The following is a 26,748-nucleotide window of genomic DNA, read 5'->3' as shown; positions in this document are numbered from 1 at the left end:
CTTACGCGTCAAGCCGGATCAGCGGCTTCTCAACGGCCGAAATGCAGATACCAGAAAAGCGCGATCTCATCGGTCTCCGGTGCAATTCCGCGATAGAGATAGCGGTCGATGCCGCCGAGCGAGAAACCGTAGCGCTGATAGAAACGGCAGGCCGCCATATTGTTGTTCTGGGTTTCCAGCATCAGGCCGGCCAGACCCTTTTCGCGCGCCCATTCGGCAGCCGTGTCCATCAGCGCCTTGCCGAGACCTTTCAGTCTGCTCTTGGCATCGACGGCGATGTCTTCGATCCGGGCGTAGCCGTTCCAGTTTCGGGCGATGGCAATATGCCCGGCAGGCCTGCCGTCGATTTCGCCCGTGAACAACGCGCTGTCATCCGAAAAGATGTGATCGCGAAGATCCTCGATATCGATGCCATAATCTTTCCATTGCGTCACGGCCGGCACGACGGCCCACTCATGGAGCGTTTTAGAAAATTCTGGAACAAACGCGCCTTTGATTTCAAAGCTGAAATCACAGGTCGTTATGGCGTCGAAATAGGAATCGTCTGCAAGACGTATTGCGATAGGCACTAATTTCTCCCAACCCGCATTTATGTGCAATATTTTCGTGACACTCGTCCAGCGGGAAAAATACAGTTTCTAATCGGTTCAAATCACGATGGCTTGACCCGGAGCGGCATCTTCCATAGCGGAGGGGCGGATTTTCAGCTTTTCCTCGAGGTTGCCCGGAATGAACGTACTTCTCATCGGCTCAGGCGGACGCGAACACGCACTCGCCTGGAAGATCGCCGCTTCTCCGCTGCTGGATAAACTTTACGCGGCACCCGGCAATCCCGGTGTTGCGAAAGAAGCCGAATGCGTCGCGCTCGATATTGCCGATCACGAAGCGGTGGTTGCTTTTGCGAAGGAAAAGGAAATCGGCCTGGTGGTCGTCGGGCCGGAAGGTCCGCTCGTCGCCGGTCTGGCCGATGATCTGCGCGCAGCGGGCATAAAAGTATTCGGCCCCTCGAAAGACGCCGCCCAGCTTGAAGGCTCCAAAGGCTTCACCAAGGATTTCTGCGCCAGATACGACATACCGACCGGTGCCTATGGCCGCTTCACCGATGCCGAAACCGCAAAAAACTATGTGCGAAAGTACGGCGCGCCTATCGTCGTGAAGGCCGATGGTCTTGCCGCGGGCAAGGGCGTTACCGTCGCGATGGCCGAGAGCGAGGCGCTGGAAGCGATCGATGCCTGCTTTGAAGGCGCATTTGGCGGTGCGGGCGCGGAAGTTGTGGTCGAAGAGTTTCTGAGCGGCGAGGAAGCCAGCTTTTTCTGCCTCTGCGACGGCAAGACCGCGCTGCCTTTCGGCACGGCGCAAGACCACAAGCGCGTCGGCGAGGGCGATACCGGCCCGAACACCGGCGGCATGGGCGCTTATTCGCCCGCTCCTGTCATGTCGGAGGCGGTTATCGCGCGCACCATGGCCGAGATCGTCGAGCCGACCATGCGCGGCATGGCCGAGATGGGCATGCCGTTTTCCGGCGTGCTGTTCGTCGGCCTGATGATTTCCGAAGGGGCTCCGAAACTCATCGAATACAATGTGCGTTTCGGCGATCCTGAATGTCAGGTTCTGATGATGCGACTGAAAGACGATGTGCTTGTCCTGCTCGAAGCTGCTGCCGATGGCCAGCTTGGCCATATGTCGGTTCGCTGGCGCGACGAGCCTGCTTTGACCGTGGTCATGGCCGCGAAGGGCTATCCCGCGACGCCTGAAAAAGGCTCGGTGATAAAAGGCGTTGATGAAGCAGCAGCGAATGGCGTCGAGATTTTCCATGCTGGAACGGCTCTGTCGCAAGGCGCGCTTGTCGCCAATGGCGGCCGCGTTCTCAATGTCACGGCGACGGGCAAGACGGTTGGCGAGGCGCAGCAAAACGCCTATCGCGCCGTCGATGCGATCGACTGGCCGGAAGGCTTCTGCCGCCGCGACATAGGCTGGCGCGCAATCGAGCGGGAACAGCGCGGGTGAAGGTTACGATCTACCACAACCCGGCTTGCGGCACCTCGCGCAACACGCTGGCGATGATCCGCGCATCCGGTGAGGAGCCGGAGGTTATCGAGTATCTGAAGACGCCGCCCTCGCGCGAAAAATTGATCGAACTGCTTGGCTTTCTGGGCATGACCCCGCGCGCGCTTTTGCGGCGTAAGGGCACGCCCTATGAGGAGTTGGACCTTGGCAATGAGAAATGGAGCGATGACGAGATCATCGACTTCATGATTGCGCACCCGATCCTGATCGAGCGGCCAGTCGTCGTGACCGGAAAAGGGGCAGTGCTTGCGCGGCCTTCAGAAAAGGTGCTGTCGCTCCTTGAACGTGACATCGGCTCTTTCACTAAGGAAGACGGGGACGTCGTTGGCTTGAAAAGCTGACCACGGGTTTCCTATTCCGGGTTGGGAAGTCGTATCCTTCATTTTTAATGGAACGTTGGCGGGACAGAGGGGGGGGGCTGTCCTGCCAGCGTTTTTTCAGCCTCACATCTGCTGCGTTTCGAAAAAGCCTATTTGAATTCGAACGGATCGGAAGCGGGTATGGTCGGCAATGTGCCCTCCGCCTCAGGCTTCATTTGTTTGTAGCCTGTCCAATCCAATCAATTTTTGACGTTTACGTAAAAAGTAGCTATTCACGACGCGATAAAGGCGATTAGTGTCGTCCGCTAGATCGCCGTGCGTCCTATTGGACGCACAAAGGACGATCTAGCACTTTGAGTGAGCATCGGAATAATCCGAAAACCGGTGACCACTTTTCGGTCCGATGCTCTAATTTTCGAGTTCTGGGAGGTTATCCGAAATGTACCGCGCACCCGTCCAAGAGATTGCATTCACGTTGAAGGAAGTGGCTGGCCTCAAGGCTGCCATCGAGGCGGGAAAGTTCGGCGAACTCACGGAAGATCTGGCAGATGCCATCCTCGAAGAAGCCGGGCGTTTTGCCAGCGACGAGATCGCGCCGCTCAACAAGGCAGGCGACGAGCATGGCGCGGTCCTGAAGGATGGCGTAGTCACCATGCCGCCCGGCTGGAAGGATTTGTATCATCGCTGGATCGGCGGCGGCTGGAATGCGCTGCAGGGGCCGGAGGAGTTTGGCGGACAGGCGCTTCCGGCAATGCTGGGCGTCGCGGCGCTCGAAATGTGGAATTCCGCCTCGATGGCCTTTGCACTGGGGCCGACGCTGACGATCGGCGCCGTCGATGCAATCGAAAAGCACGCCACCGATGAATTGAAAAAAACCTATCTGGAAAAGCTCGTATCGGGCGAATGGATGGGCACGATGAACCTGACCGAGCCGCAGGCTGGTTCCGATCTTGCAGCTTTGCGCAGCCGCGCCGAGCGCGCCGATGACGGCACCTACCGCATCTTCGGGCAGAAGATTTTCATCACCTATGGCGAGCAGGATTTCACCGACAATATCGTTCATCTGGTGTTGGCGCGTCTGCCTGATGCACCCGCTGGAACGCGCGGTATCTCGCTGTTTCTGGTTCCGAAATTCCTGGTCAACGAAGACGGGTCGCTCGGACGCCGCAACGATGTGTTCTGCGCAAGCCTGGAGCACAAGCTCGGTATTCACGGTTCGCCCACCTGCACCATGATCTATGGCGATGGCTTCGCGAAAGATGGCGAACCGGGCGCGATTGGCTGGCTGGTCGGTGAGGAAAACAAGGGCCTCGCCTGCATGTTCACCATGATGAACAATGCGCGTCTGGCTGTCGGCATGCAGGGCGTCGGCGTGGCAGAAAGCGCCTATCAGAAGGCGCTTGCCTACGCGCAGGACAGGAAGCAGGGCAAGGCGTCCGGCAACAAGGGCGACGGCATGGCCGCGATCGTCCATCACCCGGATGTGCAGCGCAATCTTCTGACCATGAAGACGCTGACGCAGGCTGCGCGTGCCATCACCTATTCCTGCGCCCACGCCACGGACATGGCCAAGGCCACCGAAGGCGACGAGGCAAAACACTGGCAGGAGCGTGCCAATCTTTTGACGCCGGTCGCCAAGGCGTTCCCGACCGATGTCGGCGTCGATGTTGCCTCGCTTGGTTTGCAAATTCATGGCGGCATGGGCTTCATCGAGGAAACCGGCATCGCCCAGCTTTACCGCGATGCGCGCATCGCGCCGATCTATGAAGGCACGAACGGCATTCAGGCGATCGACCTGGTCGCTCGCAAGCTGCCGCAATCCGGCGGCGAGCATGTCCTTGGCTATATAGGCGAACTGGCTGACATCGTAGAAAGCATCCGCACCTCGAACCGTGAAGGCTTCGGTCTCACGGCGCGCAATCTCGAAAGCGCGCTCGACGATTTCACGGAGGCGACGGCATTCCTGCAAAAAGCGCTCGGCGACGGCGAAAGCGATAGGGCGCTTGCCGGCGCAACGCCTTATCTGCGGCTGTTCGCACTGGCTGCTGGCGGAGCGTATCTGGCCAAGGGTGCGGTGGCCGATGCAGGCGAAAGCCGCATAGCGCTGTGCCGTTTCTTTGCCGAAAACATCGTCGGCGAGACGCGCGCTCTGAAAGAACGCGTCATCGGCGGCTCGCAGAGCCTGAACGCTGCCGCTGCAACATTATTGAACGGGTGATCCGATGAGCGAACACATTCTTATCGAGCGCCGCGGTGCCGTTCAGATCATTCGGCTCAACAGGCCGGACAAGAAGAACGCGATCACGCGCGCCATGTACTCCACGATCGCTGGCGCACTCGTTTCCGGGGATGCCGATCCTGAAATCCGGGCGCATGTTTTTCTGGGCGTGCCGGGCGCATTTTCCGCGGGCAACGATCTGGCCGACTTCATGGCCATCGCCATCGGCGGTGAGGGCGGAAATGAGGTATGGGATTTCCTGCGGGCGCTTGCCAATGCGCAAAAGCCCATGGTTTCGGGCGTTGACGGCATTGCGGTGGGCATTGGCACGACGCTTCACCTGCATTGCGACATGACTTTCGCGACGCCGCGTACCGTCTTCAAGACGCCGTTCGTCGATCTGGGTCTTGTGCCTGAAGCGGGGTCCAGCCTGCTCCTTCCCAATTTGATCGGCAACCAGCGTGCCTTCGCGATGCTGGGGCTAGGCGAAGGGCTGACCGCGGAAAAGGCACGCGATTGCGGTATGATCTATGATGTCGTGGCGGAAGATGCGCTTGAAGCCGCTGTTCTCGGCGCTGCCGAAATGATTGCTGCCAAGCCGCCGCAAGCGTTGAAGATCGCACGCGATCTGATCCGCGGACCGCGCGAGGAACTCGTCAAGCGGATCGAACTGGAAGGCGAACATTTCCGCGAACGCTTGACCTCGGAAGAGGCCCGCGCCGCCTTGACCGCCTTCATGACACGCAAAAAGTCGTGAAAGTCTAGAACGCTTCCTGTTTGACGGAAAATCGCGAGGCGCCCCCCTCTGTCCTGCCGGACATCTCCCCCACGGGTGGGGAGATTGGCTGACACAACTCTCTCCGCCTTCATTTTGCAACGATAGTGGTTGGTGCCGTGCGCTCATGATGGAGTAATCTCCCCACCTGTGGGGGAGATGTCCGGCAGGACAGAGGGGGGCGCTGTCCCGCCAGCGTTTCAACTTAAGAACGAATGGCTTCAGGGATAAAGCCGCGCCTTTTCCCAGCTTTCGTTGGCGTTTCTGGTGAAGACGACACGGTCATGAAGCCGAAATGGGCGGTCGTGCCAGAATTCGATTTCCTGCGGTACGATGCGGAACCCGGACCAGTGTGCAGGGCGGGGGATTTCACCGATGGCATAACGCGCGGTGTATTCGGCAACTGCCTTTTCCAGCGCGAAGCGGCTTTCCAGTGGGCGCGATTGCTTTGAGGCCCATGCGCCGATGCGGCTGCCGCGCGGGCGCGTCTTGTAATAATCGTCCGCTTCCTCGTCGGTGACGATCTCGACTGCGCCACGCAGTCGCACCTGCCGCCGCAGCGACTTCCAGTGGAAGCACATGGCCGCCTTCATGGTCGAGAGTATTTCGCGGCCCTTGGCGCTTTCGAAATTCGTGTAGAAGACGAAGCCGCGCTCATCGAAACCCTTGAGCAGCACCATGCGCACGTCCGGCAGGCCGTCCGTATCGACGGTGGCGAGCGCCACGCCGTTTGGATCGTTCACCTCGCTTTTGGTCGCATCCGCAAGCCATTCGGCAAACAGGCCGAAAGGTTCTTCGCGTTGCGTGAAGTCACTGCTTGTTAACGCTATCCCGGCCATAGTATCCACGCTTTAGAGTTTCTTCCCGGGAGATTGCCGATTGTCGCGCAATGCGCAAGCGCTTCAGAGGCGTCATTTTGCGAACGCCGCCTTACTGATCCTGCTGGCAATGCCTTTGTGCGCCTGCGGTGTGGGTGGTTTCAGCCTGCAAAAAGCAGAAGTCGATCGCTCGATCCTCACCGGTGATATCAAGACCGAATCGCAGACCCCCACCGATACCGAGCGTTTCTCCGACGAGATGACGATTCGCAACGCCGTCTCCTCGGTCGATGTCGAGGGCATGTCCGGCGCGCTGCCATGGGCCAACACGAACACCGGCTCGCGCGGCACGATAACCGAGCTTGTCGAGCACAAGGAACAGGGCACTGTTTGCCGCCGTTTCACCACGTCACGCGAGAGTTTTGACGGCATCAATCTCTACAAGGGCGAGGCGTGTCTGGCCGGGCAGGGTGCTTGGCGAATGATGGCTTTCCAACCATTGTAATGGCCTGAAACCCGGTTTCGCACTGGAATTTCTTCCTAGTCGGGCGCATATAGTGCTCAACGATCAACGAAATCCCGCTTTTTCGACAGGCAGACAGCATGCGCGATCCCTATGAAGTGCTGGGCGTTGCGAAAACCGCTTCGGCCAAAGAAATCAAATCGGCTTTCCGGAAGCTCGCAAAGAAATACCACCCGGACCAGAATCCCGACGATCCAAACGCGAAGGATCGCTTTTCTGCGGCCAATCAGGCTTACGAAATTCTCGGTGATGAAAAGTCGAGGACGGCGTTCGACCGCGGCGAGATAGACGCCGAAGGCAAGCCGCGCTTTCCCGGTTTCGAAAATGCCGCGGGTGGCGACCCGTTCGCAGGCTTTCGCCAGCAGCGCGGCGGCCCCGGTGCCTCACATTTCGAATTTCGCTCCGGCCCCGGCGGCGGAAGCCCGTTCGGCGACCAGAACAGCGATATTTTCAGCCAGATCTTCGGCGATGCGTTTTCGCAGCAGGCGCGTGGCGGCAGGGGTGCCGGCGCGCAGCGCGGCGCGCCCAAGGGCGAGGATTTGAACGCCACGCTCGACATCACCGTCGAGGAAGCCGCGACCGCTGCCAAGGTCAACGCGATCTTTCCGGGCGGGCGCAAGATCGCCGTCAAGCTGCCTGCCTTTGTCGAGGATGGCCAGACGATCAGGCTGAAAGGCCAGGGCGAGCCGGGCATTGGCGGTGCGGGCGACGCGCTGGTCAAGATCAGGTTCCGGAAGCATCCGCGCTACCGCGTGGAAGGGCGCGACCTGCATGTCGATCTGCCGGTCCAGCTTCACGATGCGGTTCTGGGCGAAAAGGTTGCGGTCGAAACGCCTGCGGGCCGTGTTGCGGTTGCCGTGCCTGCATGGTCGAGCTCGGACAAGGTTTTGCGGCTCAAAGGCCGTGGCCTGCCGGAAAAGGCAGGCGGGCATGGCGATGTCTATGTGCATGTGCGCCTTATGCTGCCTGAGCAGCGCGACCCCGAACTTGAAGCACTGATGGTCAAGGCGCGCGACGCCTGACGCACCCCTCTTAACAGCCTTTCAGCCATCAAAGCTTGAAGGCAGGGTGCGCCTGTGCAATAGGGCTTTCAACCGATTGTACCATTCGTGGGAGAGTTTCTATGGCGACAGGACAGGGCCTTATGGCCGGCAAGCGAGGCCTTATCCTCGGTGTTGCCAACAACAGGTCGATTGCCTGGGGCATTGCCAAGGCGTGTGCCGATCAGGGCGCGGAGATCGCGCTGACCTATCAGGGTGAAGCTTTCCGCAAGCGCGTCGAGCCTTTGGCAACCGAACTGGGCGCAGACATTGCTGGCCATTGCGATGTGACCGACCCGGCAAGCCTCGATGCCGTTTTCGACCATGTCGCGAAGAAGTGGGGCAAGATCGACTTCGTCGTTCACGCCATCGCGTTTTCCGACAAGGAAGAGCTGGACGGGCGCTACATCGAAACCTCGCACGCCAACTTCCTGCGTACGATGGATATTTCCGTGTTTTCCTTCACCAACATCGCCAAGCGCGCCGAGCCGCTTCTCAATGATGGCGGCTCGCTTCTGACGCTGACCTATTACGGCGCGGAAAAAGTCATGCCGCATTACAACGTCATGGGTGTTGCCAAGGCTGCACTTGAAGCCAGCGTCCGCTATCTCGCCGTCGATCTCGGCGCACGCGGCATCCGCGTCAACGCGATCTCGGCTGGCCCGATCAAGACGCTTGCAGCGTCCGGCATTGGCGATTTCCGCTATATTCTCAAGTGGAACGAATACAATTCGCCGCTGAAGCGCACTGTGACGCCGGAAGAAGTCGGTGATTCCGGCCTCTACTTCCTGTCCGATCTTTCGCGCGGCGTTACCGGCGAAATCCACCATGTCGATGCAGGCTATCACGTCGTCGGCATGAAGGCCGTGGACGCTCCCGACATCTCGACGGTCAAGGACTGATCGTGGCGTTTGATTTAGCGTCGCAGGTTTATTTTATCCGTCACGGCCAGACTGACTGGAACGCGGAAAACCGCCTCCAGGGTCAGGCCGATACGGATTTGAACGCGTTCGGCCGTGCGCAGGCGAGCGCCAATGGCGTGAAGCTCAAGGGCCTGATCGGGGACGCGTTGGGGTTTGATTTCGTATCGAGCCCGATGAAGCGTACGCGCGAAACCATGGAGCGCGTGCGCGAAAACATGGGCCTGCCGCGTGACGGATACCGCACCGATCCGAGGCTGGTTGAGATCAATTTCGGCGAGTGGCAGGGCTACACATTCGAAGAACTCGATCTGCGTGAGCCGGGCGCAAGTGCGGTGCGCGCCAAGGATAAGTGGAATTTCGTGCCGCCGGGCGAAGGCGCCCAGAGCTACGCGACGCTGACTGAACGTGTGCGGACATGGTTCGAAGAACTCGACCGCCCGACCGTATGCGTCTCGCATGGCGGCGTGATGCGTTCGATCATCCGTCTGGCAACCGACATGCCGGAAAACGATGTCGGCGCCCTATCGATCCCGCAGGATCGTATTCTGGTGTTCCGGGATCGCAAGGCCGTCTGGCTGTAAGAACGACCTCGAAAATTAGCCTCGGCCCTAGCTAAAAATCTTCATTTTTTAGATTGAAACGCTGGCGGGACATCACCCCCCCCTCTGCCCTGCCGGGCATCTCCCCCTCAAGGGGGGAGATTGGCTGACATAACTCTCCGCCTTCATTCTGCGACGTCAAAAAATTGGTGCTGCGCGTGCGTGACGGAGTAATCTCACCCCTTGAGGGGGAGATGTCCGGCAGGACAGAGGGGGTACTGTCCCGCCAGCGTTTCCATTTAAAAAATGAAAGGCTAGGTAATCGCTTCCAGAAACTTACTCCGGAAGCTGCATATCCGTGATCAGGTTCTCGCCACCGACTTCATCATAGGCAAGCAGGATTTCCATGCCGTTGCTGAGCGACGTCACGTCGAATTCGCCCGGCAGCTTGTAGGATTTGCCGTCATCAAGCGTGATCGTCTGGCGATCTGCATCGATGGATTTGATCTGGCCTTCCGCCTCCGCAGCAAATGCTGCGCCTGAAAGCGCGAGAAGGGTGGCGGCGGTACAAATAAGCTTACGCATGATCGTCCTCGGTCCCGTCATTTGTCCGCCTCTCGTCGGAGGCAGGATCAAGAATTCTTCTGTGGCTTGGAAGGAAGCAGAAACAGCCGAAATATGTCAAAAGAAAAGCGCGACCGTTCAAGGATTGTTTCGACCGGTCAAACCGTGGCTGCATATGATCACAACCCTTACGCTGTATGCAGCGCCTTTTCTGGTCCTGATAAATTATTGTAAACATTACAGAAACGTAATTCTACCATTCAGTTTCCGTTCATGCAGCCCGGGCTAGGGTTCAGGTGTTGAACAAGGAATGAATTCATGAAACGCATTTTTCTAGCAGCCCTCGCCGTCACCATGATCGCGGCCCCGATTGCCGCTGAAGCCCAGTCCCGCTACGTGCCGCAGCGCGAATATCAGGACAACAGCCGCAAGAGCGGCAACCAGCGTCACGTCGAGCGCAAGGACACGAAGCGTTTCGAACAGAAGCGAGACGTTCGCCGCCACGAAACCCGCCGTGATCACTGGAAGCGCGGCGGACAGGTGCCTTCATGGCAGCGCAAGAACGTCGTTCGCGATTATCATCGCCACGGCCTGCGCAAGCCCGGTCGCGGCCAGCAATGGGTGAAGGTGGATAACCAGTATCTGCTGATCGGCCTTGCTTCCGGCATCATTGCCGGTCTGGCAGCCAGCCGGTAAATTACCGCTCAAACTATAGCGGTTCCTGTTTTGATGGAATCGCGAGGCGCCCCCCTCTGTCCTGCCGGACCCTGCCCTTCGCTATGGCTCCGGGCGTTCGTCATTCGAAAAGCCAAATCGTTGGCTTTTCGTCCGCTCCGCGGACCATTCCTCACCCCCACAGGTGGGGAGATTGGCCGACACCACTCTCCGCCTTCATTCTGCAACGTCAGCAATTGGTGCCGCGCGTTGATGACGGAGTAATCTCCCCACCTGTGGGGGAGATGCCCGGCAGGGCAGAGGGGGGCGCTGTCCCGCCAGCGTCTCTATCTGAAATGAAAAGCTCTTCTGTTTGGGCGAATGATTACTGAACGTCGTCGAGGGCCGAGATGCCGCCTTCGTTTTCCAGCGTGGCGAGCCGCTTCGTTTCCGAGCGGTTGAATTTGAGCCTGACGCCCGCGCCGCCGCCATTTTCGGCGATGAACACCGCGCCGCCTGCTTCGAGTGCGCTCGTCAATGCCTGGACGATTTCTGCTTCCGGCTTGCCGAGCTTACGCTCGAAACGCTCGATTATGGCAGGGTCGACACCGGATTTTGCCGCCAGCGTTTCGCGGGTCCATTCGATGAGCGCCCTCGCGGCGCGGCATTGCGATCCGGATATCATGCTTGTCCCTCCATACTCTATGATGAGGATTGCCGAGCGGCGCATCCGGGTCAATGTTTTCTAACGATTTGACCACTGAAACAAACGCCAATAGAACGCCCTGACCGGCAGGGGCCGGACGGACCGATCTTCGCATGTCACACAATACTTTCGGGCATCTTTTCCGCGTTACGACCTGGGGCGAAAGCCACGGTGCAGCCCTTGGTTGCGTTGTCGATGGTTGCCCGCCCGGCATCCGCTTCACCCGTGCCGAAATCCAAGCCGATCTCGACAAGCGCCGTCCCGGCCAGTCGCGTTTCGTGACCCAGCGCCGCGAACCCGATGAGGTGAAAATCCTGTCCGGATTCGTGCTGGAAGAGGACGGCGAGACGATGGTGACGACCGGTACGCCGGTTTCGATGATGATCGAGAATGTCGACCAGCGCTCCAAGGATTACGGCGAGATCGCGCGGCAATACCGCCCCGGCCATGCCGATTACGCCTATGACGTAAAATACGGCCTGCGCGATTATCGCGGCGGCGGGCGTTCTTCGGCGCGCGAAACGGCAGCACGCGTTGCGGCCGGTGCTCTGGCCCGCAAGGTGGTGCCGGGCATGGTGGTGCGCGGCGCGCTGATTTCGATGGGCGAAAAGTCGATCGACCGCAGCCGCTGGAACTGGAATTTCGTGAATGACGCGGAAAATCCGTTCTTCACGCCCGACCCTGAATCCGTTGCCGTTTTCACGCAATATCTCGATGGCATCCGCAAGTCCGGCTCCTCGGTCGGCGCGGTCATCGAGATCGTCGCGGAAGGCGTTCCGGCAGGGCTGGGCGCACCGATTTATGCGAAGCTCGATCAGGAGATCGCGTCGAACCTCATGTCGATCAACGCGGTCAAGGGCGTGGAAATCGGCAATGGCTTTGAGGCTGCACGCATCACCGGCGAGCAGAATGCCGACGAGATGCGGATTGGCAATGACGGCAATCCGGTGTTCCTCTCCAACAATGCTGGCGGCATTCTGGGCGGTATCTCGACCGGTCAGGAAATCATCGCGCGTTTTGCGGTGAAGCCGACATCGTCGATCCTCACGCCGCGCAAATCGATCGACAAGGACGGCAAGGACGTCGATGTCATGACCAAGGGCAGGCACGACCCATGCGTCGGCATCCGCGCCGTGCCGATCGGCGAGGCGATGGTTGCCTGCGCCGTGGCCGACCATTATCTGCGTCATCGGGGCCAGACCGGCCGCATCTAGGATCAATCGCATGGCATATGATCAGAAGAAAATCGTCGAAGCGATCCGCGCATTCGAACGCGGCGAAATCGTCGTCGTGATGGATGATGACGGGCGCGAGAACGAAGGCGATCTGATCGTCGCGGCGGTTCACTGCACAGCCGAAAAGATGGCCTTCATCGTGCGCAACACATCCGGCATCGTCTGCACGCCGATGACCCGCGAGGACGCCAAGCGCCTGAATCTCGCGCCGATGGTTGCCGATAATGATTCGGCGCATACGACGGCCTTCACCGTCAGCGTCGATTTCAAGCATGGCACGACGACCGGCATTTCCGCCGACGATCGCACTTTGACCGTGCGCAATCTTGCCAATGGCAATGCTGGCGGCTCGGATTTCGTGCGGCCCGGCCATATCTTCCCGCTGATCGCCCGCGAGGGCGGCGTCCTGATGCGTTCCGGCCATACGGAAGCAGCCGTCGATCTCTGCAAACTGGCAGGCCTGCCGCTGGTCGGTGTCATCTCCGAACTCGTCAATGATGACGGCACGGTGATGCGCGGCCCGCAGGTTCAGGGCTTTGCCGAAAAGCATGGGCTGAAGCAGGTGTCGGTGGCCGATCTGATCGCCTATCGCCAGCGCAAGGAAACGCTGGTGCAGCGTGTCGAGACATCCGACATCGAGACGCCGGGCGGCAATGCGAAGGCTTTCACCTACACGCTGCCTTGGGAAACCATGCACCATCTGGCCGTGGTATTCGGTGATATTCGCGATGGCGAAGATGTGCCGGTGCGGCTTCACACCGAAGACGTCGTGACCGATGTTTTCGGCACGGCCCACAAGCTCGACGACATCATGAAGACGATGGGCGAGCGCAAGCGCGGCGTCATCGTCTATCTGCGCCAGGGCTCGGTCGGCGTCGGCCATGCCGCCCGCAACCGTCCGCAGGCAGATGGCGAGCATCATGAAGAAGCGGTGCGCCGCGAGAGCGAATGGCGCGAAATCGGCCTCGGCGCACAGATATTGAAGGATCTCGGCATCGGGTCAATCAATCTGATCGCCTCGCGTGAGCGCCACTATGTCGGCCTCGAAGGCTTCGGCATCCGCATTTCGAAAACCGAGATTCTCTGAGTAAAAGCCGTGTGAACCGCCAGCCCTAACTTAAATGTGAAATACTTCCTGAGCGCTTCAACTCATACCAAACTTCGCCATGCTCGCTGCCCGGAATCGGATTAGGCCAGTCGATATGGACAGTGCGATCGTAGCTCATACCAATTTTTTCCATCACACGGCGCGATGCATAGTTCACCGCCATAGTGGTCGCCACGATCTTGTCGTACCCAGCGTTTTGAAACCCCCAGTTGACTAGGGCACAGGCTCCTTCCGAGGCTAACCCCTGACCCCATTCCATACGGTGCAGGCGATATCCGAGTTCGGCCAACGTCCCACTCTCTGGCCATAAACCGAACCACCCGACGAACGCGCCACTGATTGTACGACGCGCTGTCCAAATGTGTGGCTCCGTTCCCCTCGGCATGAGGAACGTCGCATTGGTAGGGTCGACCCGCTCATGGTCAACGGCGTATCCGCCGTTCAGAAAGCGCATGACCTCCGGATCACGCTCAAGGTCAATAAAGTCAGCGCCGTCGCTGGGGCAGCAAGGAGTAAGTGTGAGATGCATCGTCTGCAAAACGGCCATTTTTCGAAGCTCCATCTATCCCCTTGGCAAAGTTCGCCGGTGGTAAATGGCGGCTTATACACTTACAAGTGTCCCGTCATAAATCGCCAAAACGGGCATTCTGCGGTCTTTGAAATACGAAGAATAGTTCACGAAGATATCTCCGGCAGGGCGAACCGCACTTCTTTATTCCGCAGGAACGGCGCTGTGCAGCGATCCTGCCCGTTTCGCAGCCAGTATACGGTAGCCTGCGGCGGCTATCACCAAGGCCAGGAAACCGGCGGCGATCGACACCAGGAAGCCATTGCGCGCACCGAACTCGTCGATGACCCAGCCGGATGCCGACGAACCCACCGCCATGCCGATGCCGATGCCGGTCATTACCCAGGTGATTCCCTCGGTCAGCTTCGACTGAGGCACGCCGCGCTCGATCAGGCCCATCGAGATGATGATGGTCGGCGATATTGCAGCACCCGCGAAGAACAGCACGATTGCCAGCACCGGAATGCCGTTGACGATCAGCAAGGGCAGGGTGGTGAGCGTTGCCAGCGCGATGGCGAGCAGGAACTGCATCGCCAGCGGCATTTTGAGCTTCAATGTGCCGAAAATCAGCCCGACGATCAGCGAGCCTGCGGCATAGCTTGCCAGAACGATGCTGGCGGCTGCCTTGAAGCCCTGCTCTTCGGAAAAGGCGATGGCTGTGACTTCGGCAGTGCCGAAGATCGCGCCGACGGCGACCAGCGTCAGTGCGACGATCTGCAGGACGGGAAGGCGGATAACGGAAGAGCCGCCGCTGGCTTCCTGTGAGTGGATCGGCGGTTCGGTCGATCTTTGCGCGGCAAAAAGCACCGTGCCGAAGGCGAGAAGTACAGTCGCTGCAAGCGGACCGGCCTCCGGAAACAGTCCGACGCTCAGGCCGATCGCGATGATCGGGCCGGTCATGAAAATGACTTCGTCGACGACTGATTCGAAGGCGAACGCCGTGTGGAGCTTGGGCGTGTTGCGGTAAATCTCGCTCCAGCGCGCACGGACCATTGCAGCGATGCTGGGCATGAAGCCGCCAAGCAACGCGAACAGGAACAGCGTCCAGACTGGCGCTTCATAACGCGTCGCGAGCATGAGGGCGATGAGACCCATCACGCTGATTGCGCTTGCCGGGAGGATGACGCGCCTCTGGCCATAGCGATCTACGACCCGCGAGATTTGCGGCGCGATGAGGGCATTGGAAAAGGCGAAAGTCGCGGAAACCGCGCCCGCCAGCCAATATTCGCCGCGCGCCTGAGACAGCATCGTGACGATGCCCAGCGTAATCATCGACAGCGGCAGGCGCGCGATGAAACCGGCGGCGGAAAAGCGGCGCGCTCCGGGCACCTTGAAGATTTCAGCATAGGGATTTGACATGACATGCACTCCTGGATTTCCCGATGGAAACCACTTACATACGTAGCGTATGTCTTTCATAATTGCATGCGACGCGTATGTCAATTAACATACGTTGCGTATGTAAAGGATTTTCGATGGCGCATAAACCACGCAAGGAAATGATTGCCGAAACCCGCGCGAAACTGATCGCCGCGGGCAGGGCGGCTTTCGGCAAGGTCGGCTATGCGGACGCATCGATGGATGATTTCACCGCCGCCGCCGGGCTGACGCGTGGTGCGCTTTACCACCATTTCGGCGACAAGAAGGGTTTGTTCGAGGCTGTCGTTGCCGAAATCGACAGCGAAATGAACGAGCGCCTGAAACTGATTTCCGAAAACGCTGCGGACTCCTGGCAAGGTTTCGTGGACGAGTGCAGGGTCTATATGGAAATGGCGCTCGAGCCCGAAATACAGCGCGTCATTCTTCGCGATGGCCCAGCGATTCTGGGCGATCCCTATCAATGGCCGAACCAGAACAGTTGCATTACGGCTATGGCCACTAGTCTGCGCCAGTTCGTGGAAGCTGGTATCATCCGGGACGTCGACCCGGAGGCTGTGGCGCGGCTGGTCAATGGCGCGACGATCCACGCCGCACAATGGATCGCCAACGCGGAAGATCCATACGCGACGTCAAAAAAAGCAGTCGCTGCCTTCAATCTGATGCTCGCCGGGTTGCTTCCAGAGCCGGCTTAATTTTCTTCGCATTTGCGATAAAATCCTTCGCATATGCACAAATTTATGCGACATGGCTTCCGCCTCGGAAATTCAGGGAGGGAGAACCGTGAGCGCTTCCACAAACGTCAAGGCTTTGACGCCGCCCGATATTGCTGCGCGTAAAGGCGGTGTTCCGCTTGTGTGCCTCACCGCCTACACCACGCCGATTGCCAAACTCGTCGATCGTCACTGCGACCTGATCCTTGTGGGCGACAGCGTGGGCATGGTTCTTCATGGGCTGCCCTCCACGGTCGGCGTGACGCTGGACATGATGATCATGCATGGCAAGGCCGCGCAGCGCGGCGTCGAGCGCGCTTTGCTCGTCGTGGACATGCCTTTCGGTTCTTATGAGGAAAGCCCCGAACAGGCGTTTCGCAATGCGGCCCGCCTGATGGGCGAGACCGGCTGCGGTGCGGTCAAGCTCGAAGGCGGCGAGACAATGGCGGCGACGATCAATTTTCTAACGCAGCGCGGAATACCGGTCATGGCGCATATCGGCCTGACCCCGCAGGCGGTGAACACTTTCGGCGGCTACAAGGTGCAGGGTCGCGGTGATGCCGCAGACCGTATCGAGCGCGATGCTCGCGCCGTGGCTGATGCCGGTGCATTCTCGGTCGTGCTGGAAAAAATTACCGAGCCGCTGGCGCGCTCCATCACCGAGAATATTTCGATTCCCACAATCGGCATCGGCGCTTCGCCTGCCTGCGACGGACAGATTCTGGTCATCGACGATGTGCTCGGTATGTTCACCGATTTCCGGCCGAAATTCGTGAAACGCTACGCCGAACTTGGCGAGCAAGCCGAAGCCGCGATTGCGGCTTATGCCGACGAAGTCCGCATCCGCGCTTTCCCGTCCGACCAGCATGTATTCGCCGATACCGCAAAAACAGGTGGTGCATGAGCGTTCCTATCGTTCGCACTGTGGCTGAACTTCGCGCGGCGGTAGCAGGCTGGCGCGCCCAGGGTTTGCTGGTCGCGGTGGTACCGACGATGGGCGCGCTGCATGAAGGGCATTTGAGCCTCGTGCGAGCTGCATTCGAGCGCGCAGACCGCGTTATCGTCACGCTGTTCGTCAATCCCAAGCAGTTCAACAATGCCGCCGATCTCGCTGCCTATCCGCGTACCGAAGAAGATGATGCCCGAAAGCTCGGCCCTCTCGGCGCGCATATGCTCTATGCGCCGGATGCTTCCGAAGTGTATCCGGCGGGTTTCGCGACCAACATTTCGGTAAGCGGCGTCAGCGCCGGTCTTTGCGGCGGCAACCGTCCCGGCCATTTCGATGGCGTTGCCACCGTCGTCACCAAGCTGTTTTTGCAGACCGGGGCCGATGTCGCGATGTTTGGAGAGAAGGATTTTCAGCAGCTCCATGTCGTGCGCCGTCTCGCGCGCGATCTCGATATTCCCATTGAGGTCGTTGGATGCCCGACCGTTCGCGAGGCGGATGGTCTGGCCCTGTCGTCGCGCAATCAGCGTCTGTTGCCAGAGGAGCGCGAAATCGCGCCAAGGCTTGCCGAGATACTTGCAGTTCTGGCAGGCGCGCTTGGCTCTGGCGGCAAGGCCGAGCCTTTGCTTGAGGCGGCAAAGGACAAGATCGTCGCCGCCGGTTTTCACAATGTCGAATATCTCGAATTGCGCGCTGAAAGTGATCTTTCGCCGCTCGATGCCGTGACTGAGCCCGCGCGCCTGCTTGTCGCGGCATGGCTTGGCGAGACGCGGCTGATCGATAATCTGCCGATTCCGGGCAAATAGAGCGCATCATCGCTCAAAACTGTTGACCGCAGGGGTTCGCGGCATGGCCAAAAAGGCCATCTGCGCCTATACGGAATTATGGTCACACGGCTTTATTCCCATCCGATCTTTGCCGAACATGAAACTCCTTCGGGTCATCCCGAGAGGGCGGATCGCATTCGCGCGGTCGAGCGCATTCTGGAAGACGAGCCCTTTATCGCGCTCGACAGGGTGACGGCCCCGAAGGGCGACGAGGCGACGGTTCTCTACGCGCACCCGGAAGAATATCTGGAAAAGATCCGCGCATCGATTCCCGAAGAGGGCATCGTCAAAATCGATTCCGACACCTATGTCAGCCCGAAGAGTTTCGAGGCCGCATTGACGGCTGTTGGAGCTGCCAATGCAGGCGTAGACGATGTGTTTTCCGGCAAGGCGGATAATGTTTTCGTCGCATCGCGCCCGCCCGGCCATCACGCCGAAAAGACAACGGCGATGGGCTTCTGTCTGTTCAACAATGCCGCGATCGCAGCCCGTTACGCCCAGAAAAAGCACGGCGCCGAGCGCGTTGCGATCATCGATTGGGACGTGCATCACGGCAACGGCACGCAGGACATCTTCTGGGAAGATCCGAGTGTGCTTTATTGCTCGACGCACCAGATGCCGCTTTATCCCGGCACGGGTGCGAAGAGCGAGGCTGGCGTCGGCAATATCGTCAATGCACCGCTTTCGCCGCAAACAGGCAGCGACATTTTCCGCGAGGCGTTTAATTCACGCGTCCTTCCGGCGATCAATGATTTCTCGCCGGACCTGATCATTATTTCCGCGGGTTTCGATGCTCATCATCTCGACCCGCTGGCCGAGATCAATCTGACCGAAGAAGATTTCGACTGGGCGACCGGCAAGCTTATGGACCGCGCGGCGCGCCATTCGGGAAACCGCCTGCTTAGCCTGCTAGAAGGCGGCTACGATTTGCAGGGGCTGTCGTTTTCCGTGGCAGCGCACGTCAAACGCCTGATGAAAGGATAAATTATGGAAGCTGAGCAGCTTAACGAAGACATCAAGGCCATGAGCTTCGAGCAGGCGTTGGACGCTCTGGAGCGTATCGTCGACGATCTGGAACGCGGCGAAGTTCCGCTCGATCAGTCGATCAAGATTTACGAGCGCGGCGAAGCGCTGAAGGCGCATTGTGACCGGCTCCTGAAGGCCGCCGAAGACAAGGTCGAGAAGATCAGGCTCAGCCGCGACGGCAAGCCCGTCGGCACCGAACCGCTGGATGCGGAGTAGACGGCGGGTACTGTGAACGCAGTGTTCTTCGATCCGGCCTTTTTATGATCTGCCTGCAGGAATAGTCTTCCGATAAAGCGGACGTTGTGTTTCGCGAAGGAGATCGGACATGAGCTTTTTCCCTGGAAACGACCCTGAGCCGGGCGATGCGCTGGCCTGCGATCAGGTCGAGTTGATGATCATCCCCAACGCCAAGGATATTGGCGGGTTCAAAGTGCGCCGCGCGCTGCCGACCGCCAAGCGCAGGCTGGTCGGGCCATTCATTTTCTTCGACCGTATGGGACCGGCAATTCTGCGCGCCGGACAAGCACTCGATGTACGCCCGCACCCTCATATCGGCCTCTCCACGGTGACGTATCTTTTCGACGGCAAGATCAGGCATCGCGATTCGCTCGGCACCGAAATGGTCATCGAGCCCGGCGACGTCAATCTCATGACCGCCGGACGCGGCATCGTGCATTCGGAGCGCACGCCGGAAGAATTGCGCGGCAGCCCGATGTCGATTTCGGGCCTTCAGACGTGGCTGGCGCTGCCCGACCACAAGGAAGAAATCGCTCCGGTTTTCGAAAATACGGCCAGCGCGCTTTTGCCGGAATTCGAGGCGGAAGGCGTCAAAGGCCGCGTGGTGATCGGCGATTTCGAAGGTCACCGCGCGCCTGTGACCACCTTCCACGATACGCTTTATGTGGACATCAGGCTTTCGCCCGGCGCGCGCATAAAGATACCGGCAACCGCCGAAGAGCGTGCCATCTACATTCTGGAGGGCAGGGTTTCGTTGATCGGCGACGGGTTCAACAATGACACGCTGCTCGTTTTCAAACCGGGCGAGGAAATCATCGTCGAAAGCGAACGCGGTGCGCATTTCATGCTTTTCGGCGGTGCATCGCTTGGCTCGCCGCGGCACATCTGGTGGAATTTCGTCTCTTCCTCGAAAGAGCGCATCGAACAGGCAAAGAATGAGTGGAAAACCGGTCGCTTCGACATCGTTCCGGGAGACGACAAGGAGTTCATTCCTCTGCCTGAATAGAGCAATTCCAGGAAAAGTGTGTAGCGGTTTTCCGTCCGGAATTGCGTTGAAACAAAGAACTGGAGCGGCCCACCGATTCTATCAAAACCGAACCGCGACAGGTTTTAGCGACAAATTGCATTATTCGGGCGCATTTACTTTATAGGTCGGAGGTCTTATCCCCGCTATACGCGAGCGGAAACGATGGTTTCCGTTCGAACCAGATCAGTTGTAAGCTGTTGAGCCGGCATACCACCCGCCCGAGCATCGCGAGTGGAATTCCTGCCGGTTTATGGACCTGCAAGAGGTTTTCATGACCACGCCGCCCAAGACGCCATTACTCGACAAGGCGCGTATTCCCGCCGACCTCCGGCGCATTTCAGAAAGCGATCTGCCGCAGCTCGCGACCGAACTGCGCGCCGAGCTTATCGATGCCGTTTCGCTGACCGGCGGACATCTGGGCGCGGGGCTGGGCGTTGTCGAACTGACGATTGCGCTTCATTACGTGTTCAACACGCCGGACGACCGCGTCATCTGGGATGTCGGCCATCAGGCCTATCCGCACAAGATTCTGACGGGCCGCCGCGACCGTATCCGCACGCTGCGGCAGGAAGACGGGCTTTCCGGCTTCACCAAGCGTAGTGAGAGCGAATACGACCCGTTTGGCGCCGCGCATTCCTCGACCTCGATTTCGGCGGGCCTCGGCATGGCCGTCGCCCGCGATCTAAAGGGCGGCAAGAACAATGTGATTTCGGTCATCGGCGATGGTGCAATGTCGGCCGGCATGGCCTTCGAGGCGCTGAACAATGCCGGTGCGCTGGATGCGCGGCTGATCGTCATTCTCAACGACAACGACATGTCGATTGCGCCGCCCACTGGTGCGATGAGCGCCTATCTTGCGCGCCTCGGTTCAGGCCGCGCCTATCAGGGCTTCCGCGAGATCGGCAAGAAACTGTCGTCTTATCTCGGCGCGCGCGTCGACCGCGCGATTACCCGCGCAGTTGAACATGCGCGCGGCTATGTGACCGGCGGGACGCTTTTCGAAGAACTCGGCTTTTTCCATATCGGCCCGATTGACGGCCACAATCTCGAACATCTCATTCCGGTTCTGAAAAACGTGCGCGACAATGGCACCGGTCCGGTGCTGATCCATGTCGTCACGCAGAAAGGCAAGGGCTATGCGCCCGCCGAAGCCGCTGCCGACAAGTATCATGGCGTCAACAAATTCGACGTTATCACCGGCGCGCAGGCCAAGGCACCGGCCAATGCGCCGAGCTACACCAAGGTTTTCGCCGAAAGCCTCGTTCAGGAAGCACGCGAAGACGACAAGATCGTCGGCATCACCGCCGCCATGCCATCCGGCACGGGCCTGGACCTTTTCAGCGATGCTTTCCCGGACCGCGTTTTCGATGTCGGCATTGCCGAGCAGCATGCCGTGACCTTTGCCGCCGGTCTGGCGACCGAAGGTATGAAGCCGTTCGCCGCGATCTATTCGACCTTTCTGCAACGCGCCTACGATCAGGTTGTCCATGACGTTGCGATCCAGAAATTGCCGGTGCGCTTCCCGATTGACCGCGCGGGCTATGTCGGTGCCGACGGCGCGACCCATGCGGGCGCGTTCGACACGACCTATCTCGCCTCGCTGCCGGGTTTTGTGGTGATGGCCGCATCCGATGAGGCCGAATTGAAGCATATGGTGCGCACTGCCGCTGCCTATGATGACGGCCCGATTGCCTTCCGCTATCCGCGCGGCAATGGCGTCGGCGTCGAAATGCCGGAGCGCGGCTCTGTACTTGAAATCGGCAAGGGCCGCATCGTGCGCGAAGGCACGAAAGTAGCACTCCTTTCCTTCGGCACGCGCTTGCAGGATTGCATTCTGGCCTCCGAAGAACTCGGCGCTGCCGGTCTTTCGACGACCGTTGCCGATGCGCGTTTCGCAAAGCCGCTGGACGAAGATCTGATCCGCCGCCTCGCGCGCTCGCACGAAGTTCTGGTCACGGTCGAGGAAGGCTCGGTTGGCGGTTTCGCCAGCCATGTGCTGCAATTCCTGGCCACCGAAGGCCTGCTCGATCACGGCCTGAAAGTGCGCCCGCTGGTGCTGCCGGATGAGTTCACCGACCACGCCAAGCCGGAAAAGATGTATGCGGATGCAGGGCTGGATTCAGCCGGCATCGTGCGCACGGTCTTTGCTGCCCTTGGCCAGTCAGTGCGATCCGCAACGGCCTGACGAGAGGCGATGCATCCGCCTTCTACTCTCCAGTTGGTCCGGGCAACAAAAGCCGACATTCCCTTCATCATGGAAACGGAGCGGCTGGAGGGATATGCCGAGTTGGTCGGGCGCTGGGATGAAGAGCGCCACGCCGAGGCATTAAACGACGGTCGGTACGCATATTTTATTGCAAGCGATTTGGACAAACCTTTGGGGTTCGCCATTGTGCGAGACTGGGCGTCGCCGGAGGGTGTCGCACTGGTCAAGAGGATAGCGATTAGCCAGCCTGGCCAAGGTAACGGCAGGGCTTTGCTTGGCGCTCTGGCTGATCTGGTTTTTGAGCAGACCAGCGCATATCGCCTTTGGCTAGGCGTTTTTCCCGAAAACCTTCGTGCCCGCAAAGCCTATGAAGCCAGCGGATTTGTGGCTGAAGGTATCGCGCGCGGTAGTGCCTATTTCGGGGGCAAATATCGTGATGAACTTGTCATGTCGCTGCTGCGCCCGGAATGGGAAGCTGCAAGATGAGCGCAGATTTCCTCTCAAGCCTGAGCATTTTTTAACCCTGTCTCTTGGACGAATTTTAGCGCTTCCCCGCTAGAACTCCTGCCGGGCAGGGAAGTGATCTATGAGATTTGTGTTGTCGGGCGCGGCTGCTCTGGCTGCGCTTGCGGCATCGGTAAAGGCCGAGCCGGAATATGATCGAAAGCTGGAGCGGGCGGTGATGGAGATCGTCGCGCGCAAAATGGGCGATATACGCGGCGGTTTCGAACATGGCCGCGCCCCGGAATTCGTGATTATTCGCAATCCGTTATCCGAGGAAGACGTGTGGCGCGGTGTGCTTCATGCGAAGCGTCCAGTCCGGGAAAACAACGAAATCGCGGAAAATAATCTGAATTTGCGCATCACCTCGTTCTGAGTGCGCTGTTGCGGGGGCTTGCCTTCGCCCGCCTCTTTCGCCAATGAAGGCCAATGAACGCAATGCACGCAACACGCAGGCTGCGCCTCGACGAGCTTCTCGTCGCGCGCGGCCTTTTCGTTTCCCGCTCACGGGCGCGCGATGCCGTGGAGCGTGGCACGGTTTTTGTCGATGGCATCGTCGCCTCCAAACCGGGACAGAATGTTGTCGAGACGGCGTCTGTGACGGTGGATGATCCCGCGCGCCATTACGTCTCGCGCGCGGCTTTGAAGCTTCTGGGCGGGCTTGATCATTTTGGTTTCGATCCGGCAGGCACCAATGCGCTGGATGTCGGCGCATCGACTGGCGGGTTCACGCAGGTTCTGCTTGAACGGCAAGCAGCGCATGTCATCGCAATCGATGTTGGCCACGGCCAGATGAATTCCGCGCTTGCCGCCGACCCGCGAGTCACCTCGATCGAAGGGCTGAACGCGCGCGAACTGGCCCGTGAGCATCTTGAAAAGACCATCGATTTCATCGTGTCTGATGTCAGCTTCATATCGCTGAAACTCGCTCTGCCGCCCGCACTTGATCTTGCAGAACCCGGCGCGAAGGCGATTCTTCTGGTAAAGCCGCAATTCGAAGCTGGCCGCGAAGCAATCGGCAAGGGTGGGCTTTTACGCAATCCCGAAACCGCGGATGCTGTGGCCGAAGATTTGCGCCTTTGGCTGGATGCCATTCCCGGCTGGCGCGCGGTTGCGCTGACGCCATCGCCCATCGAAGGTGGCGATGGAAACCGAGAATTCCTGCTTGGCGGAGTAAAAGACCGATGAGCACACAATTTCAGATCGAGCGCCTTGGTGCGCAGGGCGATGGCATTGCGCGCGCGCCGGGCGGGCAGGTTTTCATACCTTTTGCACTGCCGGGCGAAACGGTCACGGCGGCGCGCGACAAGGATCGTGCCGACCTGATCGCCGTGCTTGAAGCCTCGCCGCAGCGCATTGCGCCCGCTTGCCGCCATTTCACCGATTGCGGCGGCTGCGCCATCCAGCATCTGGAAAATTCCGAATATCTCGATTGGAAACGCGGCAAGGTGCATGACGCGCTGCGCGGCAAAGGCATCGAAGCCGAAATCGCGCCGACCGTACCCTGCGCGCCAAATTCGCGACGCCGGGCGGTGTTTTCGGTCCGTCGCACGGAAGGCGGAATGCTGCTCGGCTACAACCGGGCGCTGTCGCATCAGATCATCGACATTGAGGAATGCCCGGTGATTGTGCCGGAGATCGAGTCATCACTTGATCGCCTTCGCGGTCTGGCAGCGAAGATCTGCAACACGACCAAATCTTTCCATATGACGGTGACGCATACCGAAACAGGCCTCGATGTGGCCGCGAGCGATGCAGGAAAACTGCCCGAGGAAAAGCGCTTCGAAGTCTCGCAATTCGTGATTCGCGAGGGTTTCGCACGGCTTTCGATGGATGGCGAGATCATCGTCGAGCCCACCAAGCCTATGGTGAATTTCGGCGATGTGCCGGTGTTCATCCCGTCCGGCAGCTTTCTTCAAGCCGTCTCGACCGCAGAAGCGGTCATGGTGCAACTGGTCATGGAACATCTGGGCAAGGCCAAGCGCGTTGCCGACCTTTTCGCGGGCTCCGGCGCTTTCGCGCTGCGCCTTGCCAAAGCGTCAGAGGTTCACGCGGTGGAAGGCGATGCCGTAGCACTCGCCGCGCTCGACCGTGGCTTTCGGTTTGCGACCGGGCTGAAGCGCGTAACTGTTGAAAAGCGCGATCTTTTCCGCCGTCCAGTGACCTTCAAGGAACTCAACGCATTCAACGGCTTGGTGTTCGACCCGCCACGCGCAGGCGCCGAAGACCAGTGCAAGCAGATTGCCCGTTCCGATGTGCCGCTGGTCGCAGCCGTATCCTGCAACCCCGTCACGCTGGCGCGCGACCTGCGCATTCTCATCGATGGCGGCTACAAGTTGAAAAGCGTCACGCCGGTAGACCAGTTCATCTGGTCCCCGCATGTCGAGGCCGTCGCGTTGCTCGAAAAGCCGAAGAAGCGGCGTTGAGATCTGGGCTCAGGGCTTATTGAGCGCCAGTCCAGAAGATGACGACGGCGATGGCCGAGAAGTGTGAATCCCCTTGATGGTCCTGAGCCTGGGAGCGCCGAGACACACAGTGGCGTCAGAGCTTTAGCGCCCCATTTGTTGCCTTTGGGCATGCTAAAAGGCATATTGTCAGGGATGACGAAGAAGGATAACCATGACGCTTATATAGCCGCCGCGCCGGAGCAGTTTCGCGTCATGTTGGGTCAACTGCGTGCACAGCTATCGCGGGCACTACCAGACGCCGAAGAAGTCATTAAATACGATATGCCCGGATTTCAGATCGAAGAAACGATCATCGCGGGCTATGCCGCCTTTAGTAAACAATGTGGTCTATATGTCGACCCGGGTGCAATTGCCGCCCATTCAGACGAGATCGCTTCTTTGAAACTCAAGGCAAGCAAGACCGGAGTTACGTTCTCGGTAAGTAAGCCCATCACTGATAAGCTAGTTGAGAAATTGGCAATCAGTTCGCGTAGCAAAAAGGGGCTTTAGCGACTGCCTTCAGCAACCGAAAGCTTGGTTTGCAACCGTTTCGAACTCGGAGTGGGGTCATTTGGACTTGAAGCGTTCGGCCACGAACATTAGCCAATTACATTTCGGAAGCAGTTGGGCTTATCGCCGTCTTTCGATGCTACCCTAGTTAATAGGTCCTGACCCTAGCGGCTTTCCAGAAATCGGCTGACATAATCCGGGACGACTTTCGTCGCCGGTCCAAGATGCGTTTCCGCAAATAGATCATAGCCTTCTGACGGTTCAAGATTGAGCTCGACCGTATGCGCGCCTGCACCCTTCGCTTCTTCTATGAAGCCTGCGGCCGGATAGACGTTGCCGCTTGTGCCAATTGAAATGAAAAGGTCGCATGAGGACAGCGCCTCATCGATCCTTTCCATTTCATAAGGCATTTCACCGAACCAGACGATGTCTGGACGCATGAAGCCGATTGTGTCGCAGGATTTGCATTTCGAATCGATGGACATGTCGTCGTGCCAGGGCTGGCGCAGCCCGCACACGATGCAAAGGCCGCTGTTCAATTCGCCATGCATGTGGACAAGATTTTTTGAGCCCGCACCCTCATGGAGGTCGTCGATATTCTGCGTGACGAGCAGGAAAGAGCCGGAAAACTCATCCTCAAGACGGGCGAGGGCAGCATGCGCCGCGTTGGGTTTTACACCGCGCAAGCCCCGGCGGCGGCGATTGTAGAAATCGTAAACCTTGGCCGGATTGCGCGCGAAGCCTTCAGGCGTGGCGACTTCGCGATAATCGACTTTCGACCATATGCCATGCTTGTCACGGAACGTATCGACGCCCGATTCCGCCGAAATGCCTGCGCCGCTGAGAATGACGATGCGTTCGCAACGCAAAGCT

At 59.1% G+C, this 26,748-nt stretch carries 30 protein-coding genes; 23 read left to right on the top strand and 7 right to left on the bottom strand.

Features of this window, described 5'->3' with window-relative positions; translation table 11 throughout:
- Window positions 1-29: 29 nt before the first annotated feature.
- Complete coding sequence (locus tag ABFT80_RS21490; protein ID WP_347973999.1) at window positions 30-569, bottom strand: GNAT family N-acetyltransferase; 540 nt, start codon at window positions 567-569, stop codon at window positions 30-32.
- Between the two features lie 160 nt (window positions 570-729).
- Between ABFT80_RS21490 and purD the strand changes: the two genes are divergently transcribed.
- From purD to ABFT80_RS21470, 4 genes are all read left to right on the top strand, one after another.
- On the top strand, window positions 730-2,007 hold the full coding sequence (gene purD / locus ABFT80_RS21485; protein WP_347973998.1) for a phosphoribosylamine--glycine ligase: 1,278 nt from the start codon (window positions 730-732) through the stop codon (window positions 2,005-2,007).
- Entirely contained in the window at window positions 2,004-2,408 is a 405-nt protein-coding gene (arsC, locus tag ABFT80_RS21480; protein WP_347973997.1) for an arsenate reductase (glutaredoxin), read from the top strand. The genes purD and arsC overlap by 4 nt, the downstream gene beginning before the upstream one ends.
- Before the next feature lie 418 nt (window positions 2,409-2,826).
- Window positions 2,827-4,605 carry an acyl-CoA dehydrogenase gene (locus tag ABFT80_RS21475; protein WP_347973996.1) on the top strand — a complete coding sequence of 593 codons (1,779 nt, stop codon included), beginning with the start codon at window positions 2,827-2,829 and terminating at the stop codon, window positions 4,603-4,605.
- 4 nt (window positions 4,606-4,609) lie between these two features.
- Complete coding sequence (locus ABFT80_RS21470; RefSeq protein WP_347973995.1) at window positions 4,610-5,362, top strand: crotonase/enoyl-CoA hydratase family protein; 753 nt, start codon at window positions 4,610-4,612, stop codon at window positions 5,360-5,362.
- Between the two features lie 239 nt (window positions 5,363-5,601).
- Here the strand turns inward: ABFT80_RS21470 and pdxH are convergent, their stop codons facing one another.
- Entirely contained in the window at window positions 5,602-6,219 is a 618-nt protein-coding gene (pdxH, locus tag ABFT80_RS21465; protein ID WP_347973994.1) for a pyridoxamine 5'-phosphate oxidase, read from the bottom strand.
- 40 nt (window positions 6,220-6,259) lie between these two features.
- On the opposite strand from pdxH, the gene ABFT80_RS21460 reads away from it, so the two are divergent.
- The 4 genes from ABFT80_RS21460 to ABFT80_RS21445 all read left to right on the top strand — a co-directional run bounded on the left by ABFT80_RS21460 (window position 6,260) and on the right by ABFT80_RS21445 (window position 9,265).
- Entirely contained in the window at window positions 6,260-6,703 is a 444-nt protein-coding gene (locus tag ABFT80_RS21460; protein WP_347973993.1) for an RT0821/Lpp0805 family surface protein, read from the top strand.
- 98 nt (window positions 6,704-6,801) lie between these two features.
- Complete coding sequence (locus tag ABFT80_RS21455) at window positions 6,802-7,743, top strand: DnaJ C-terminal domain-containing protein (protein WP_347973992.1); 942 nt, start codon at window positions 6,802-6,804, stop codon at window positions 7,741-7,743.
- A gap of 101 nt (window positions 7,744-7,844) precedes the next feature.
- The gene (gene fabI / locus ABFT80_RS21450; protein WP_347973991.1) at window positions 7,845-8,663 is read left to right on the top strand and encodes an enoyl-ACP reductase FabI; all 819 of its coding nucleotides are present in this window, start codon (window positions 7,845-7,847) and stop codon (window positions 8,661-8,663) included.
- A 2-nt stretch (window positions 8,664-8,665) separates the two neighbouring features.
- Window positions 8,666-9,265: a histidine phosphatase family protein gene (locus tag ABFT80_RS21445; RefSeq protein ID WP_347973990.1), complete on the top strand. Its 600-nt coding sequence runs from the start codon at window positions 8,666-8,668 to the stop codon at window positions 9,263-9,265.
- Between the two features lie 294 nt (window positions 9,266-9,559).
- Here the strand turns inward: ABFT80_RS21445 and ABFT80_RS21440 are convergent, their stop codons facing one another.
- Window positions 9,560-9,808: a DUF1344 domain-containing protein gene (locus tag ABFT80_RS21440; RefSeq protein WP_347973989.1), complete on the bottom strand. Its 249-nt coding sequence runs from the start codon at window positions 9,806-9,808 to the stop codon at window positions 9,560-9,562.
- Window positions 9,809-10,105: 297 nt separating this feature from the next.
- On the opposite strand from ABFT80_RS21440, the gene ABFT80_RS21435 reads away from it, so the two are divergent.
- Window positions 10,106-10,483: an RcnB family protein gene (locus ABFT80_RS21435; protein ID WP_347973988.1), complete on the top strand. Its 378-nt coding sequence runs from the start codon at window positions 10,106-10,108 to the stop codon at window positions 10,481-10,483.
- 343 nt (window positions 10,484-10,826) lie between these two features.
- Here ABFT80_RS21435 and ABFT80_RS21430 read toward each other — a convergent pair whose 3' ends face one another.
- On the bottom strand, window positions 10,827-11,126 hold the full coding sequence (locus ABFT80_RS21430) for a helix-turn-helix domain-containing protein (RefSeq protein WP_347973987.1): 300 nt from the start codon (window positions 11,124-11,126) through the stop codon (window positions 10,827-10,829).
- 134 nt (window positions 11,127-11,260) lie between these two features.
- Between ABFT80_RS21430 and aroC the strand changes: the two genes are divergently transcribed.
- Together aroC and ribB are read left to right on the top strand one after the other, a co-directional pair.
- Entirely contained in the window at window positions 11,261-12,361 is a 1,101-nt protein-coding gene (gene aroC, locus ABFT80_RS21425; protein ID WP_347973986.1) for a chorismate synthase, read from the top strand.
- Between the two features lie 10 nt (window positions 12,362-12,371).
- A complete protein-coding gene (ribB, locus tag ABFT80_RS21420; RefSeq protein WP_347973985.1) occupies window positions 12,372-13,469 on the top strand; it encodes a 3,4-dihydroxy-2-butanone-4-phosphate synthase in 1,098 nt (365 codons plus the stop codon).
- Window positions 13,470-13,494: 25 nt separating this feature from the next.
- Here the strand turns inward: ribB and ABFT80_RS21415 are convergent, their stop codons facing one another.
- A complete protein-coding gene (locus tag ABFT80_RS21415; RefSeq protein WP_347973984.1) occupies window positions 13,495-14,037 on the bottom strand; it encodes a GNAT family N-acetyltransferase in 543 nt (180 codons plus the stop codon).
- Between the two features lie 165 nt (window positions 14,038-14,202).
- A complete protein-coding gene (locus tag ABFT80_RS21410) occupies window positions 14,203-15,417 on the bottom strand; it encodes an MFS transporter (protein ID WP_347973983.1) in 1,215 nt (404 codons plus the stop codon).
- A gap of 116 nt (window positions 15,418-15,533) precedes the next feature.
- Between ABFT80_RS21410 and ABFT80_RS21405 the strand changes: the two genes are divergently transcribed.
- The 12 genes from ABFT80_RS21405 (at window position 15,534) to ABFT80_RS21350 (ending at window position 25,875) form a co-directional block, all read left to right on the top strand.
- Window positions 15,534-16,130, top strand: coding sequence for a TetR/AcrR family transcriptional regulator (locus ABFT80_RS21405; RefSeq protein WP_347973982.1), 597 nt, complete (start codon window positions 15,534-15,536; stop codon window positions 16,128-16,130).
- Between the two features lie 88 nt (window positions 16,131-16,218).
- Window positions 16,219-17,052, top strand: a complete 834-nt coding sequence (panB, locus tag ABFT80_RS21400) for a 3-methyl-2-oxobutanoate hydroxymethyltransferase (protein WP_347973981.1) — start codon at window positions 16,219-16,221, stop codon at window positions 17,050-17,052.
- Window positions 17,049-17,900, top strand: coding sequence for a pantoate--beta-alanine ligase (panC, locus tag ABFT80_RS21395; protein ID WP_347973980.1), 852 nt, complete (start codon window positions 17,049-17,051; stop codon window positions 17,898-17,900). Before panB ends, panC begins: the two co-directional genes overlap by 4 nt.
- A gap of 78 nt (window positions 17,901-17,978) precedes the next feature.
- On the top strand, window positions 17,979-18,905 hold the full coding sequence (locus ABFT80_RS21390) for a histone deacetylase family protein (protein ID WP_347973979.1): 927 nt from the start codon (window positions 17,979-17,981) through the stop codon (window positions 18,903-18,905).
- Between the two features lie 3 nt (window positions 18,906-18,908).
- Window positions 18,909-19,163: an exodeoxyribonuclease VII small subunit gene (locus ABFT80_RS21385; protein ID WP_347973978.1), complete on the top strand. Its 255-nt coding sequence runs from the start codon at window positions 18,909-18,911 to the stop codon at window positions 19,161-19,163.
- Window positions 19,164-19,272: 109 nt separating this feature from the next.
- Window positions 19,273-20,190 (top strand): pirin family protein, encoded by a 918-nt coding sequence (locus tag ABFT80_RS21380; RefSeq protein WP_347973977.1) that lies wholly within the window; start codon window positions 19,273-19,275, stop codon window positions 20,188-20,190.
- Window positions 20,191-20,482: 292 nt separating this feature from the next.
- Window positions 20,483-22,396 carry a 1-deoxy-D-xylulose-5-phosphate synthase gene (dxs, locus tag ABFT80_RS21375; protein ID WP_347973976.1) on the top strand — a complete coding sequence of 638 codons (1,914 nt, stop codon included), beginning with the start codon at window positions 20,483-20,485 and terminating at the stop codon, window positions 22,394-22,396.
- Window positions 22,397-22,405: 9 nt separating this feature from the next.
- Window positions 22,406-22,903, top strand: a complete 498-nt coding sequence (locus ABFT80_RS21370) for a GNAT family N-acetyltransferase (protein WP_347973975.1) — start codon at window positions 22,406-22,408, stop codon at window positions 22,901-22,903.
- Window positions 22,904-23,003: 100 nt separating this feature from the next.
- Window positions 23,004-23,294 carry a hypothetical protein gene (locus ABFT80_RS21365; RefSeq protein WP_347973974.1) on the top strand — a complete coding sequence of 97 codons (291 nt, stop codon included), beginning with the start codon at window positions 23,004-23,006 and terminating at the stop codon, window positions 23,292-23,294.
- Between the two features lie 53 nt (window positions 23,295-23,347).
- Window positions 23,348-24,106: a TlyA family RNA methyltransferase gene (locus ABFT80_RS21360; RefSeq protein WP_347973973.1), complete on the top strand. Its 759-nt coding sequence runs from the start codon at window positions 23,348-23,350 to the stop codon at window positions 24,104-24,106.
- A complete protein-coding gene (locus ABFT80_RS21355) occupies window positions 24,103-25,344 on the top strand; it encodes a class I SAM-dependent RNA methyltransferase (protein ID WP_347973972.1) in 1,242 nt (413 codons plus the stop codon). The genes ABFT80_RS21360 and ABFT80_RS21355 overlap by 4 nt, the downstream gene beginning before the upstream one ends.
- Before the next feature lie 174 nt (window positions 25,345-25,518).
- Window positions 25,519-25,875, top strand: a complete 357-nt coding sequence (locus tag ABFT80_RS21350) for an iron chaperone (protein ID WP_347973971.1) — start codon at window positions 25,519-25,521, stop codon at window positions 25,873-25,875.
- Between the two features lie 164 nt (window positions 25,876-26,039).
- On the opposite strand, the gene ABFT80_RS21345 is transcribed toward ABFT80_RS21350, so the two are convergent.
- On the bottom strand, window positions 26,040-26,744 hold the full coding sequence (locus tag ABFT80_RS21345) for an NAD-dependent deacylase (protein ID WP_347973970.1): 705 nt from the start codon (window positions 26,742-26,744) through the stop codon (window positions 26,040-26,042).
- Between the last annotated feature and the right edge of the window lie 4 nt (window positions 26,745-26,748).

The organism is Foliimonas ilicis, assembly GCF_039939195.1.
In the GTDB taxonomy this organism is placed as follows: domain Bacteria; phylum Pseudomonadota; class Alphaproteobacteria; order Rhizobiales; family Rhizobiaceae; genus Foliimonas; species Foliimonas ilicis.
The sequence above is the reverse complement of the archived record's forward strand: the minus strand, read 5'-3'. Positions and strand labels throughout refer to the sequence as shown.

Bases quoted from the DNA above. Each gene is read 5' to 3' on its own strand.
- purD (WP_347973998.1), top strand. From the start codon at position 730: ATGAACGTACTTCTCATCGGCTCAGGCGGACGCGAACACGCACTCGCC.
- ABFT80_RS21475 (WP_347973996.1), top strand. From the start codon at position 2,827: ATGTACCGCGCACCCGTCCAAGAGATTGCATTCACGTTGAAGGAAGTG.
- ABFT80_RS21470 (WP_347973995.1), top strand. From the start codon at position 4,610: ATGAGCGAACACATTCTTATCGAGCGCCGCGGTGCCGTTCAGATCATT.
- pdxH (WP_347973994.1), bottom strand. From the start codon at position 6,219: ATGGCCGGGATAGCGTTAACAAGCAGTGACTTCACGCAACGCGAAGAA.
- ABFT80_RS21455 (WP_347973992.1), top strand. From the start codon at position 6,802: ATGCGCGATCCCTATGAAGTGCTGGGCGTTGCGAAAACCGCTTCGGCC.
- fabI (WP_347973991.1), top strand. From the start codon at position 7,845: ATGGCGACAGGACAGGGCCTTATGGCCGGCAAGCGAGGCCTTATCCTC.
- ABFT80_RS21440 (WP_347973989.1), bottom strand. From the start codon at position 9,808: ATGCGTAAGCTTATTTGTACCGCCGCCACCCTTCTCGCGCTTTCAGGC.
- ABFT80_RS21435 (WP_347973988.1), top strand. From the start codon at position 10,106: ATGAAACGCATTTTTCTAGCAGCCCTCGCCGTCACCATGATCGCGGCC.
- ABFT80_RS21430 (WP_347973987.1), bottom strand. From the start codon at position 11,126: ATGATATCCGGATCGCAATGCCGCGCCGCGAGGGCGCTCATCGAATGG.
- aroC (WP_347973986.1), top strand. From the start codon at position 11,261: ATGTCACACAATACTTTCGGGCATCTTTTCCGCGTTACGACCTGGGGC.
- ribB (WP_347973985.1), top strand. From the start codon at position 12,372: ATGGCATATGATCAGAAGAAAATCGTCGAAGCGATCCGCGCATTCGAA.
- ABFT80_RS21415 (WP_347973984.1), bottom strand. From the start codon at position 14,037: ATGGCCGTTTTGCAGACGATGCATCTCACACTTACTCCTTGCTGCCCC.
- ABFT80_RS21410 (WP_347973983.1), bottom strand. From the start codon at position 15,417: ATGTCAAATCCCTATGCTGAAATCTTCAAGGTGCCCGGAGCGCGCCGC.
- ABFT80_RS21405 (WP_347973982.1), top strand. From the start codon at position 15,534: ATGGCGCATAAACCACGCAAGGAAATGATTGCCGAAACCCGCGCGAAA.
- panC (WP_347973980.1), top strand. From the start codon at position 17,049: ATGAGCGTTCCTATCGTTCGCACTGTGGCTGAACTTCGCGCGGCGGTA.
- ABFT80_RS21390 (WP_347973979.1), top strand. From the start codon at position 17,979: ATGGTCACACGGCTTTATTCCCATCCGATCTTTGCCGAACATGAAACT.
- ABFT80_RS21385 (WP_347973978.1), top strand. From the start codon at position 18,909: ATGGAAGCTGAGCAGCTTAACGAAGACATCAAGGCCATGAGCTTCGAG.
- ABFT80_RS21380 (WP_347973977.1), top strand. From the start codon at position 19,273: ATGAGCTTTTTCCCTGGAAACGACCCTGAGCCGGGCGATGCGCTGGCC.
- dxs (WP_347973976.1), top strand. From the start codon at position 20,483: ATGACCACGCCGCCCAAGACGCCATTACTCGACAAGGCGCGTATTCCC.
- ABFT80_RS21370 (WP_347973975.1), top strand. From the start codon at position 22,406: ATGCATCCGCCTTCTACTCTCCAGTTGGTCCGGGCAACAAAAGCCGAC.
- ABFT80_RS21365 (WP_347973974.1), top strand. From the start codon at position 23,004: ATGAGATTTGTGTTGTCGGGCGCGGCTGCTCTGGCTGCGCTTGCGGCA.
- ABFT80_RS21360 (WP_347973973.1), top strand. From the start codon at position 23,348: ATGAACGCAATGCACGCAACACGCAGGCTGCGCCTCGACGAGCTTCTC.
- ABFT80_RS21355 (WP_347973972.1), top strand. From the start codon at position 24,103: ATGAGCACACAATTTCAGATCGAGCGCCTTGGTGCGCAGGGCGATGGC.
- ABFT80_RS21350 (WP_347973971.1), top strand. From the start codon at position 25,519: ATGACGAAGAAGGATAACCATGACGCTTATATAGCCGCCGCGCCGGAG.